Source organism: Chromobacterium haemolyticum (assembly GCF_002081825.1).
Classification (GTDB): domain Bacteria; phylum Pseudomonadota; class Gammaproteobacteria; order Burkholderiales; family Chromobacteriaceae; genus Chromobacterium; species Chromobacterium fluminis.
In genome coordinates this window covers 135,735-147,306 of record NZ_MUKU01000010.1, presented here as the reverse complement: position 1 = coordinate 147,306, position 11,572 = coordinate 135,735, and the positions used below count along the sequence as shown (strand labels likewise).

At 64.0% G+C, this 11,572-nt stretch carries 10 protein-coding genes; 4 read left to right on the top strand and 6 right to left on the bottom strand.

What is annotated here, in order from left to right; all coding sequences use genetic code 11:
• Positions 1-86 precede the first annotated feature (86 nt).
• The 4 genes from B0T39_RS09995 to miaA all read left to right on the top strand — a co-directional run bounded on the left by B0T39_RS09995 (position 87) and on the right by miaA (position 4,785).
• Positions 87-1,556, top strand: coding sequence for an aldehyde dehydrogenase family protein (locus tag B0T39_RS09995; protein ID WP_081546204.1), 1,470 nt, complete (start codon positions 87-89; stop codon positions 1,554-1,556).
• Positions 1,557-1,605: 49 nt separating this feature from the next.
• Entirely contained in the window at positions 1,606-3,309 is a 1,704-nt protein-coding gene (gene betA / locus B0T39_RS09990; RefSeq protein ID WP_081546202.1) for a choline dehydrogenase, read from the top strand.
• A gap of 22 nt (positions 3,310-3,331) precedes the next feature.
• Positions 3,332-3,592, top strand: coding sequence for a CBU_0592 family membrane protein (locus B0T39_RS09985; RefSeq protein ID WP_019103463.1), 261 nt, complete (start codon positions 3,332-3,334; stop codon positions 3,590-3,592).
• Positions 3,593-3,807: 215 nt separating this feature from the next.
• A complete protein-coding gene (gene miaA / locus B0T39_RS09980) occupies positions 3,808-4,785 on the top strand; it encodes a tRNA (adenosine(37)-N6)-dimethylallyltransferase MiaA (protein ID WP_081546248.1) in 978 nt (325 codons plus the stop codon).
• Between the two features lie 4 nt (positions 4,786-4,789).
• On the opposite strand, the gene B0T39_RS09975 is transcribed toward miaA, so the two are convergent.
• The 6 genes from B0T39_RS09975 to B0T39_RS09950 all read right to left on the bottom strand — a co-directional run bounded on the left by B0T39_RS09975 (position 4,790) and on the right by B0T39_RS09950 (position 11,469).
• Positions 4,790-6,007 (bottom strand): M23 family metallopeptidase, encoded by a 1,218-nt coding sequence (locus B0T39_RS09975; protein ID WP_176219533.1) that lies wholly within the window; start codon positions 6,005-6,007, stop codon positions 4,790-4,792.
• 189 nt (positions 6,008-6,196) lie between these two features.
• Positions 6,197-6,544 carry a RidA family protein gene (locus B0T39_RS09970; RefSeq protein ID WP_081546198.1) on the bottom strand — a complete coding sequence of 116 codons (348 nt, stop codon included), beginning with the start codon at positions 6,542-6,544 and terminating at the stop codon, positions 6,197-6,199.
• A gap of 57 nt (positions 6,545-6,601) precedes the next feature.
• On the bottom strand, positions 6,602-7,747 hold the full coding sequence (locus B0T39_RS09965; protein WP_081546196.1) for a trans-sulfuration enzyme family protein: 1,146 nt from the start codon (positions 7,745-7,747) through the stop codon (positions 6,602-6,604).
• Positions 7,748-7,806: 59 nt separating this feature from the next.
• On the bottom strand, positions 7,807-9,183 hold the full coding sequence (locus tag B0T39_RS09960) for a pyridoxal-phosphate dependent enzyme (RefSeq protein WP_081546194.1): 1,377 nt from the start codon (positions 9,181-9,183) through the stop codon (positions 7,807-7,809).
• A gap of 81 nt (positions 9,184-9,264) precedes the next feature.
• Positions 9,265-10,128 (bottom strand): class I SAM-dependent methyltransferase, encoded by an 864-nt coding sequence (locus tag B0T39_RS09955; protein ID WP_254894533.1) that lies wholly within the window; start codon positions 10,126-10,128, stop codon positions 9,265-9,267.
• A 159-nt stretch (positions 10,129-10,287) separates the two neighbouring features.
• Positions 10,288-11,469 (bottom strand): DesA family fatty acid desaturase, encoded by a 1,182-nt coding sequence (locus B0T39_RS09950; protein ID WP_081546192.1) that lies wholly within the window; start codon positions 11,467-11,469, stop codon positions 10,288-10,290.
• Positions 11,470-11,572 lie beyond the last annotated feature (103 nt).

The following is an 11,572-nucleotide window of genomic DNA, read 5'->3' as shown; positions in this document are numbered from 1 at the left end:
GCAGTCCATGGCCAATCGCCACTACAATTAAACCAAAGGTAAATTAATTTACCAATAGTTAATTTAACATTTTGTGCGAGGCCGCCATGATCTCTACTCAGCTCTTCATCGATGGCCAATGGCGCGACGCCGCCAACAGGCAAACCCGTCCGATTCTCAACCCCTGCGACGAAAGCGTGATCGCCGCCGCCGCGGACGGCGGCCGCGCCGACGCCCGGATCGCCATCGCCGCCGCGCGCGCGGCTTTCGATCACGGCCCCTGGCGCTCCAGCACTCAGCGCCAGCGCAGCCGTCTGCTGCTGGACATCGCCCAACGGGTGGAACGCGATAGCGAAAGCCTCGCCGCGTTGGAGACCCTGAACACCGGCAAGACCCTAAGCGAGAGTCGGACCGACATGGGCGACATCGCCGCCACCTTCCGTTATTTCGCCGGCCTGGTGGCCACCGAAAGCGGCCAGGTCAATTCAGCCCCCGAGCACGTGATCAGCCGAACCTTGCACGAGCCGGTGGGCGTCTGCGGCCTGATCACGCCCTGGAACTACCCCTTGTTGCAAGCAGCCTGGAAGATTGCGCCGGCCCTGGGCGCCGGCAATTGCGTTGTGCTCAAGCCCAGCAGCCTGACCCCGCTCAGCAGCTGGCGTTTCACTCAGCTGCTGGCCGAGCTGGACTTGCCTCCCGGCGTGTTCAACCTGGTCAGCGGCGGCTCCGAGGTGGGGGCCGAATTGGCGGAGCATGCCGATGTCGATCTACTGTCCTTCACCGGCGGCGCCCAGGCGGGGGCCAGCATCATGCGCGCCGCCAGCGGCAACTTCAAACGCATCGCCTTGGAGCTGGGCGGCAAGAACCCCAACATCGTCTGGGCCGACGCCGATCTGGACGCCGCCGTCGACTACGCGCTGAACGCCGCTTTCTTTCACGCCGGCCAGGTCTGCTCGGCCGGTTCGCGGCTGCTGCTGCAAGACGAGATTCACGACGACTTCGTGAAGCGGCTGGCGGAACGGCTGCCGCGCATCATCGTCGGCCCCGGCCAGCAGCCGGACACCCAAATGGGACCAGTGCAGTCGGCCCAGCAGCACGACAAGATCCTGAGCCTGATCGCCGCCGGAGTGGAGGAAGGCGCTCGTCTGGTCTACGGCGGAGGCCGCCCGGACGGCGAGCGCTACCGCAAGGGCTACTGGCTGCAACCCACGCTGCTGGCCGACGTCCACGCGGACATGCGCATCGCCAAGGAAGAGATTTTCGGCCCGGTCATCACCGTGGAGCGCTTCCGCGACGAAGCCGAGGCGCTGAGGCTGGCCAACGACACCCCTTACGGCCTGGCGGCGGCGGTGTGGACCCAAGACCTGGCGCGCGCCAACCGGATAAGCCGTGCGCTGCGCTTCGGCACGGTTTGGGTCAACGACTACCACCCCTACTTCCCGGAAGCGCCGTGGGGCGGCTTCAAATCCAGCGGCATAGGCCGCGAGCTGTCGCGCATCGGCCTGGACGAATACACCGAGCTGAAGCACAGCTACATCAATCTGGCTCCCAAGCCCATGGGGTGGTTCGGCGCTTGAACCTCCCATCGTCCGGCCCCGCCTTCGTTCACGTCCGAGGAGAATCAAGATGAACACCACTCAGGAATACGACTACATCATCGTCGGCGCCGGCTCCGCCGGCGGCGTGCTGGCGGCGCGGCTGAGCGAGGACAGCGACGTCAGCGTGCTGTTGCTGGAGGCCGGCGGCCCGGATTGGCGGCTGGACTGGCGCACGCAAATGCCGGCGGCGCTGGCCTATCCCTTGCAAGGGACCACCTATAACTGGGCCTATCTGACCGAACCGGAGCCGCATATGGGCGGACGCCGCATGGCCCAGGCGCGCGGCAAGGGGCTGGGTGGTTCCTCGCTGATCAACGGCATGGTCTATATCCGCGGCAACGCGCTGGATTACCAGGGCTGGGCCGAGCTGCCCGGCCTGGCCGACTGGAGCTACGCCGACTGCCTGCCTTATTTCCGCAAGGCGGAAACCTACGACAAGGGCGCCGACGACTACCACGGCGGCGACGGGCCGCTGCACGTGACCACGCCCAAGGCCGGCATCAGCCCCCTGTTCGAAGCCTTCATCGAGGCCGGCGAACAAGCCGGCCACGGCCGCACCGACGATCTCAACGGTTATCGCCAGGAAGGCTTCGGCCCGATGGACCGCACCACCACCGCTCAGGGACGGCGCTGCAGCGTATCGCTAGCCTATCTGGACGCCGCCCGCGACCGCGCCAACCTTTCGGTGAAAACCCGCGCGCTGGCGGACCGCGTCCTGTTCGACGGCACGCGCGCCGTCGGCGTGCAATACCTGCAGGGCGGCCTCAGCCATCACGCCCGCGCCTTGCGCGAAGTCATCGTCTGCAACGGCGCGATCGCCTCGCCGCAGCTGCTGCTGCGCTCCGGCGTCGGCGACGCCGCCGAGCTCGGCCGCCACGACATCGCCGTGGCGGCCCACCTGCCCGGCGTCGGCGCCAATTTGCAAGACCATCTGGAAATGTACCTGCAGTACGAATGCCTGCGGCCGGTGTCGCTATACCCGTCGCTGCGTTGGTGGAACAAGGCCCGCATCGGCGCCCAGTGGTATCTGAACGGCGGCGGCCTGGGCGCCAGCAATCACTTCGAAGCCGGTGGCTTCATCCGCAGCGACGAGCGTTTCGCCTTCCCCAATCTGCAATACCACTTCCTGCCGCTGGCGGTGAATTACGACGGCAGTCACGCCGTCAAGATGCACGGCTTCCAGTGCCATGTCGGCTCAATGCGCTCGCCCAGCGTCGGCCACGTCAAGCTGGCCAGCCGCGACCCGCGCGACCCGCCGCGATTGCAATTCAATTACATGGCCCACGACACCGACTGGCGGGAGTTCCGCGCCGCGGTGCGGCTGACGCGCGAGATCATCGGCCAACGCGCGCTCTCCGCCTTCCGCGGCCGGGAAATCCAGCCCGGGCCGCGGGTAAGCAGCGACAGTGAAATCGATCACTTCGTCAAAACCCACGCCGAAACCGCGCTGCATCCGTCCGGCAGTTGCAAGATGGGCAGCGCCGACGACCCGACGGCGGTGGTCGACCATCAGGGCCGGGTGCACGGCTTGTCCGGCCTGCGCGTGGTGGACGCGTCCATCATGCCCCGCATCGTCACCGGCAATCTGAACGCGCCCACCATCATGATGGCGGAGAAGATCGCCGATCAGATCCGCCAACTGCCGCCGTTGCCGCGCTCGGACGCGCCGTTCTACCAGGCCGCCCGCGAGCAAGCCCCCGCGACGGCCGACGCGCAAACGCTTCCCCTATAGCCGTTTTCCCAGGAGCTTCGCCATGTACGACCTCATCGGCCTGATCGGCGTCATCAGCTATCTGGGCGCTTATTTGGGCAGTCAGTTATTCGGCCTGCGCACATCGGACCTTCGCTATTTCGTCCTGAACCTGCTCGGCCCGGTCTGTATTCTGGTATCGCTGTCCAACCACTTCAATCTGGCTTCCTTCGTCAACCAGTGCATGTGGTTCCTGATCACCCTGGGCGGCTGGTGGCGCGCCAGCCGCCGCCGGGCGCTGCCGGCGCCAGAATCCGGCTCTTGAGAACGTGTTGACGATCTGCGAGCAGGGCGAGACAAGGCGACAACGGCCGGGAAAGCGGAATGTACGCGTGGTATATGAGCATTTCGAAGCCGTACTCACCGTGGGGCGCCTCACGACGCGCAGCAGATCGTAAACAGATTCTGAGTCATGGGCGGCGCTGTCCGCCCATGATCCACTTATGCGACAATCCGCCGATTGAATCGCAAGACCCGCTCATGAACGACATTCCGCACGCCATCCTGCTGATGGGCCCCACCGCCTCCGGAAAAACCGGCCTGGCGCTGGAATTGGCTCGACATTTTCCGGTGGAGATCATCAGCGTGGACTCCGCGCTGGTCTATCGCGACATGGACATCGGTACCGCCAAGCCCAGCGCGGCGGAAATGGCGCAATGCCCGCATCACCTGATCGACATCATCAGCCCGCTGCAAAGCTATTCCGCCGCTCAGTTCCACGCCGACGCCAACCGGCTGATCCGCGAGATCAACGCCCGCGGGCGGCTGCCCTTGCTGGTGGGCGGCACCATGCTTTACTACAAGGCCTTGCTGGAAGGCTTGTCCGACCTGCCGCGCGCCGACGCCGCGCTGCGCGCGCAATTGGACGCCGACGCCGCGCAAGCCGGCTGGCCGGCGATGCATGCGCGGCTGGCACAGCTGGACCCGGACACCGCCGCCCGCCTCAACCCCAATGATTCGCAACGCATCCACCGCGCGCTGGAAGTCTGCCTGCTCAGCGGCGAGCCGATGTCGCGCTTGCTGGCTCGCGGCAAGGAAGCCGCGGCGGATTTCCGCCTGCTGTCGCTGGGTCTGGTGCCTGCGGAACGCGGCTGGCTGCACCAACGCATCGCACAACGCTTCGAACTGATGCTGGAGCAGAACTTCCTGGCCGAAGTGCGGCGCCTGCGCGCCGATTATCCGGCGCTGACGCTGGAGCTGCCGTCGATGCGCTGCGTCGGCTATCGCCAGGCCTGGGAATATCTGGACGGCGCCGGCGATGAGCAAACCTTCATCGACAAGGGCGTCGCCGCCACCCGTCAGTTGGCCAAGCGTCAGCTAACCTGGATGCGCAGCCTGGACCTGGTTCCAGTCAACGCCCAGCGGGCCGGCCTGGCCGAAGCGCTGGGCGCCGCCGTCGCCGCCTTCCAGGCCGGCGAGCCCCTGCCCGCCGGCCTGCGTTTCGACGGCGTGTATTAATGGCTCACCAGGGCCGGCTGGCCGACGCGCACAGCGGCACCACCGGCCCGTTGCTGCCGGTGTCCAGGAAGCCGTCGCTGATCCAGTCGCCGCCGCGGGTGCGGTTCCACACATCGGTGCGGCCCCACACCCCCTCCACCGCCTCGGCGCGCACATGGCACTGCAAGGCGACGCTGTCGCCGCGGCTGACCGCGCCGGTGATGCCGGCGCTCAGGCTGGGCGCGCTGCGCAGGTTCACCCTTCCCTCGCCCTTCGCCGGCGTCGCCACGCCGCTGGCGCCGGCCGGCGCGCCTCCGCCGCCGTAATTGTTCAGCAAGCCGCCGACATTGACCCGCGTCCCGTTGCGCAAGGCATAGCCCTGATAGGCGCGGTTGCCGGCGAAGAACTGCCAGCCGCCAAACAGCTTGCCGTTCACCGGCTCGGCCCGGCCTTGATACAACAAGGAAAAATGTACATGCGGGCCGGTGGTGCTGCCGCCGCACGGCAGGCCGTTGCCTATGGTGCCGAGATACGCGCCCGGATTGACCCGCGTCCCGTCCGCCAGCGTGTTCAGATTGATCATATGGTAGTAAGTGGACGAGAAGCCGTTGTCGTGCACCAGCTTGACCAAGCCGCTGCCGCCGCGCACGCAGCTCTTGTAGATCACCCCGGCCTGCGGCGCCAACACCCTGCCGTCGCCGCCGGCGAAGTCGATGGAATCGTAAGGCTGGCTTTCCCCGCTATAGCCGTGCGGGCCGCCGGTCATGCGCCAGGCCGCGCCTTGCCGCCACGGCAGGCCCAGACCGGTGGCGTTGGGCGCGAACGGCAAGCCCGGCCTGGCCGACTGGCTGCCCCAGGCGCGGCGCTCGTCCGCGTTGAGCCAATCGGCCGGCGCCAGGCTCAGCATCGCGGCGAAGCCCGGACTGCCTTCCAGTTCCAGCGTCCAGCCCTGCGCGTCGCGGCGCGCCAGGAACAGCCTGGACACCGGCACATGATCCATCGCCGCGATCGTGGTCATCGTCGGCAGGGGCTGGGTTACCGACCCCAACACCCAGCCTCCGTCCTCGCTGTCGCGGTTGACCTCCACCAGCATGTCCAGCGCCTCCCCCTTGGCCAGCGGCAACATGGGCTGCAAGGCTTTGACCGCCGCCTGTCGCAACAGGGGATCCGGCTGCTTCGACTCCGCCTGCGCGCCGCCGGCCAAGGCCGCCAATACGGCCATCATTAGAGCTGCTTGTTTCATTTCGGGCTCCATTCCTGGTTGGGAAAAACCAAAGCGACGCAATGCCAATGACATTGCGCCGCAAACCATAGGGTTATAGAAAGACCCGCTCTTATTTCCTGCTGGCCTTTGGCCCAGCAGACATTCAGGCAAATTCGATAAAAAAAGCCCACGTCGCATGACGTGGGCGCTTAGCGGAGTGAGGCCTGCTCAGCGTGCCGCCACCAGCTTGATTTCCACTTTCCAGGCCGGATTGGCCAGCTTGGCTTCCACCGTGGCACGCGCAGACACGTTGCCGGCCGGCACCCAAGCATCCCAGGCGGCGTTCATCGCATCGTAATCGGCCAAGCTGGCCAGGAAGATGGTGACGTCGACGATCTTGCTCTTGTCCGAATCCAGCTCCGCCAACAATGCGTCGATCTGGCCCAGCACGTTTTCAGTTTGCGCCTTGGCGTCGGCCTCGGTGTTTTCCGGCACTTGGCCAGCCAGGAAGATCAGGCCGTTGGTGACCACGGCTTCTGCCAGACGCGCGCCTTGCTTGTGACGATAAATGCTCATGCGGATTCCCCTTGGGTGAGTCGGATCAAGACGAAGTTTCTAACCCGGCCGCGCCGGCTATTGCCATGCCTGGCGCAAGTCCTCGATCAGCGCCGCCTCGCCCTCGATGCCCACCGACAAACGAATCAGATTATCGGCGATGCCTAGTTCGCGCCGACGTTCAAGCGGAATCGACGCATGCGTCATCGCCGCCGGCAGGCACACCAGGCTCTCCACTCCGCCCAAGCTTTCCGCCAGCGTGAACAGCTTCAGCCGCGCCAACACCCTCCGCGTTTCTTCGGCGTCGCCTTTCAAATAGAAAGACACCACGCCGCCGAAACCCTGCATCTGCCTGCGCGCCAGCTCATGCTGCGGATGGCTGGCCAGGCCCGGATACAACACCCGCTCCACCTGTGTCTGGGCTTCCAGCCAGCGCGCCACCGCCAGCGCGTTGCTGTTGTGGCGCTCTACCCGCAGGGCCAGCGTGCGCAAGCCACGCAGCACCAGGAAGCTGGCGAACGGGTCCAGCACCGCGCCGACGGCGTTGTGCAGGAAAGCCAGTTGCTCGGCCAGCTCCGGCCGCTGGCGGCTGACCACCGCCGCGCCGGCGATCACGTCGGAATGGCCGTTCAGATATTTAGTGGCGGAATGCACGACGATGTCGAAACCGAAAGCCAGCGGGCGCTGCACCACCGGCGAGGCGAAGGTGTTGTCCGCCACCGTGATCAGGCCGTGCCGCTGCCCCAGATCGGCCACCGCCGCCAGGTCCACCAGTTGGTTCAGCGGATTGGACGGGGTTTCCACCCAGATCATCCGGGTGTTCGGCCGGATCGCCGCCTGCAAGGCACCTAGGTCTTCCGACGCCACATAGCTGATCTCCAGCTGCGCGCTTTGCTTGCGCACCTGTTCGAACAATCGGTAAGTGCCGCCGTACAGATCGTTGACCGCGATCAGGTGGCTGCCCGCCGGCAGCAGCTCCAGCACCGTGGCGATGGCCGCCAGCCCGGAAGGGAAGGCGTAGCCGCGCGCGCCGTCCTCCAGCTCCGCCAAGGCCCGCTCCAAGGCTTCGCGCGTCGGGTTCTGCGAGCGGGAATACTCGTAGCCGCTGTGCTCGCCCGGCGCGTGCTGCCGGTAGGTGGAGGTGGCGTAAATGGGCGGAATCACCGCGCCGAAGGCGTCCTGATGCAGGCCGGCGGTGATGGATAAAGTGTTGAAATCAGTCATGGCGTTTACTTTCAATGCGGATGGCCGGCCCCGCTTGGACCGGCCGGGATGAGGCGGGACTAGACGGAACGCGAGCGCGGCTGACGGCGCCAGAAGGCCAGCAGGTCGGCCTGAGTGATCAGGCCCAGATAGCGCTCGCCGTCCACCATCAGGGCGACGTGGCCATCGTTGAAAATATGCAGCAGGTCTTGCAGCGAAGCGCGCGGCGACAGGGTGCGCACCTCGCTGGTCATCGCGCTGCGCACGTTCTGGCGGAAGTTTTCCGGCTCGCCGTGCACCGACAGCAGCAAATCCCATTCGTCCAGGATACCGACCACCTTATCGTCGGCCAGCACCGGCAACTGCGACACATCGTGCAAACGCATGCGCTGGTAGACCACGTTCAAGGGCTCGTCCGGGTGGCAGGAAACGGTGCTGCCGTCGGCGTGTCGGCGCACGATCAAGTCGGTCAGATCGCCCAGCCGCGGCAGCTCCACCAGGCCGTTGTCCACCAGCCAATCGTCGTTGTACATCTTGGACAGATACTTGTTGCCGCTGTCGCACACCAGCGTCACCACGCGTTTGGGCTCGGTTTGGGCGCGGCAATAACGCAAGGCCGCCGCCAGCAGCGCGCCGGACGAGGATCCGGCCAAAATGCCCTCCCGGCTCAGCAAAAGACGGGCGCTGTCGAAGCTTTCCTGGTCGCTGATGCGATAAGCGCGCTTGACCAGGCTGAAATCGGTTTGCGGCGGAATGAAGTCCTCGCCTATGCCTTCGATCAGCCAGCTGCCGGCCTCGCCGTGCCGTCCGGTTTCAACATGGTCGGCCAATACCGAGCCCACCGGATCCGCCAGCACGATCTCCACTTGCGGCGCCTCTCGGCTGAAAAAACGCGTCAGCCCGGTCAAGGTGCCGCTGGAGCCCACGCCCACCACCACCGCGTCCAGTTCATGACGCATCTGCTCCCAGATCTCCGGACCGGTGCCGATTTCATGCGCCAGCGGATTGGCCGGGTTGTTGAATTGGTCGATGTAGTAAGCGTCCGGCGTTTCCTTAGCTATGCGCGCGGCCAAGTCCTGGTAATACTCCGGATGCCCCTTGCCCACGTCGGATCGGGTCAGCACCACTTCCGCGCCCAAGGCCTGCAGATGCAGAATCTTCTCCCGGCTCATCTTGTCCGGCACCACCAGCACCAGCCGGTAGCCTTTTTGCGAAGCCACTAGCGCCAACCCCAAACCGGTGTTGCCGGCGGTGGCCTCCACGATGGTGCCGCCCGGTTTCAGCTTGCCTTCGCGCTCGGCCGCGGCAATCATCGACAGCGCCACCCGGTCCTTGATCGAACCGCCTGGATTGTGGCTTTCCAGTTTCAAATACAGCTCGCACAGGCCGGTGTCCAGATGCGCCACCTTCACCAGCGGCGTATTGCCGATCAAGGACAAAACGGATTGGTCTTGCATATTGAAATCTCCTAGCTACCGCATATAAATATTATTTTTAAAAACTTATAGTTATATAGAGAGAATAAAAAAACCGCCGCTTCACACCACGGCGGTGGCTTGCAGAAAACTATAGAAAAACACCAGCTCCGGATTGCTGCGCAATTGGCGCAGTTCCCGCGTCATCGCCGCCACCAGCGCGGCGTCCACTCGCCCGGCCTCGATCAACTGATCCGCGGCCGACAACAACAACTCGGTCCAGTAGTCCAGCACTTGCTGTCGGCGGTGCGGGTCGCGGCTGTCCAGATGCCAGGTCTTGACCTGGGTTTCAACATGGCGAAAACCCAGCCGCAGCAGCATATTGCCCAACTTGGCGCCTACGAAGGGATCCCCTCCCACCGCCAGTTGGTGATCGTTGAAAGCCAGCCAGTATTGCTGCAGATGGGAGGAATAAGGCGACAGGAAGAAGGAGGCGTTCATCGCCTCGGTAGCGTACAGCCGCGCGCCCGGCTTCAAGACGCGGCGCACCTCGGCCAACACCCTCTCCGGCGACAATACGTGCTCCAACACCCAGCACAGGAAGGCGGCATCGAAGCTGGCCGGCTGGAAGTCCAAATCCTCGGCGTCCATATGCAGCAAGCGGGCGCGGTCCTGGCATGGGCTGCCTTGCAGACGCTGGCGCGCCACCGCCAACTGACGCTGACTGAAGTCGACGCCGGTCACCTCCAGATCAGGATAACGCCGCAACAGGATCTCGGTCTGCGCGCCCACCCCGCACCCCACCTCCAGCAGTTGGCCGACGCCGGAGAAATCGATGTCCCGGTACACAACGGACTCCGAGAAGCGCGCCTGACGCACCAAACGCGCCTGCTCGGCGGCGGAAAAACCATGAATATAGGGCAGCTCGCTCGCCCCGTCGGTCAGTTGCAGTGTGGCCATGTCCATCTCGCAGAGTTGCATCAACATGGCTCATTATATTTCCAAATATTATTACAAATATAACTTTTATTTCTTATTTTTATATAAAAAATAAATCTAATCGTCATGAATCAAACATAATCGCCGACCGGCGTGGACGCAAAAAAACCCGCAGCGCGCTGCGGGTTTTTATCGAATCAAACCGGCTTAAACCATCGCGGCCTGACGCAAGCTGATCGAGAAACGCTGCAAGGCGGCGATTCCGGAAGCCTCGGCGCGGGCGCACCAATCCTGCAGCTCCTTGAGCAGCTGCTCGCGGCTCAGCGTGGAACGCTCCCACAAACGGGTCAACTCCTGACGCATCGAATACACCGTGGCCAACACCTGGCTGTGTTCCATCAAAGCCGCCAACTGCATGCGCTCGGTTTCCGGCGTGTCCTTAGCATCCTGCTTCAACCACACTTTCATCTTGCGGCTGAGCTTGCTGCCGGAAAAGTCAGGCAGATTGATCTTGTCCAACTCGCTGCGATACACCTCCTTCAACTCACGCGCGTAACGGGAAGCGATGGCGTAGCGATTGGAAATGATGGCCTGCAGATGCTCGAGGTCCAGTTGCTGACGCGAAGCGTCCTCGGCCAAGCGCGGCGCCACCTTGCGTACCTTGGCCAGGCCCAGGATTTCCAGAATGCGGATATACATCCAGCCGATGTCGAACTCGTACCATTTATACGACAGCTTGGCCGAGGTGCCGAAGGTATGGTGGTTGTTGTGCAGCTCCTCGCCGCCCACCAGGATGCCCCAGGGGAAGATATTGGTGGACGCGTCCTCGTTCTCGAAATTGCGATAGCCCCAGAAGTGGCCAATACCGTTGATGACCCCAGCCGCCCAGAACGGGATCCAGATCATCTGCACCGCCCAGATCGTCAGCCCCGCCGGTCCGAACAAGACCAGATTGATCAGCAGCATCAGCACGATGCCCTTGGCGCTGTGACGAGTGTAGACATTGCGCTCCAGCCAATCGTCCGGCGTGCCGTGGCCGAACTTGTCCATGATGGCCTGATCCTTGCAGGCGCCGCGGTACAGTTCCGCGCCCTCCCACAATACTTTCTTGATGCCCAATACCTGCGGGCTGTGCGGATCGTCCGCGGTCTCGCACTTGGCATGATGCTTGCGATGGATGGCCGCCCACTGCTTGGTGACCATGCCGGTGGTCAGCCACAACCAGAAGCGGAAGAAGTGACTGGGGATGGGATGCAAATCGAGCGCGCGGTGCGCTTGGTGACGATGCAGAAAGATGGTGACCGCTGCGATGGTGATGTGGGTCAGCGCCAAAGCGACCACGATATAGCCCCACCAGGGGAGGTCAAGCACGCCGTTTATCCAATTCATGTACTAATCGCGCCTCGTAAATCAATCTAGAAGAAAGACTCTATTCTATACAAGCGGTCCGCCGATGTCAGACCGTTTTGCGTTTGCGCCGGCTATCTGTCCG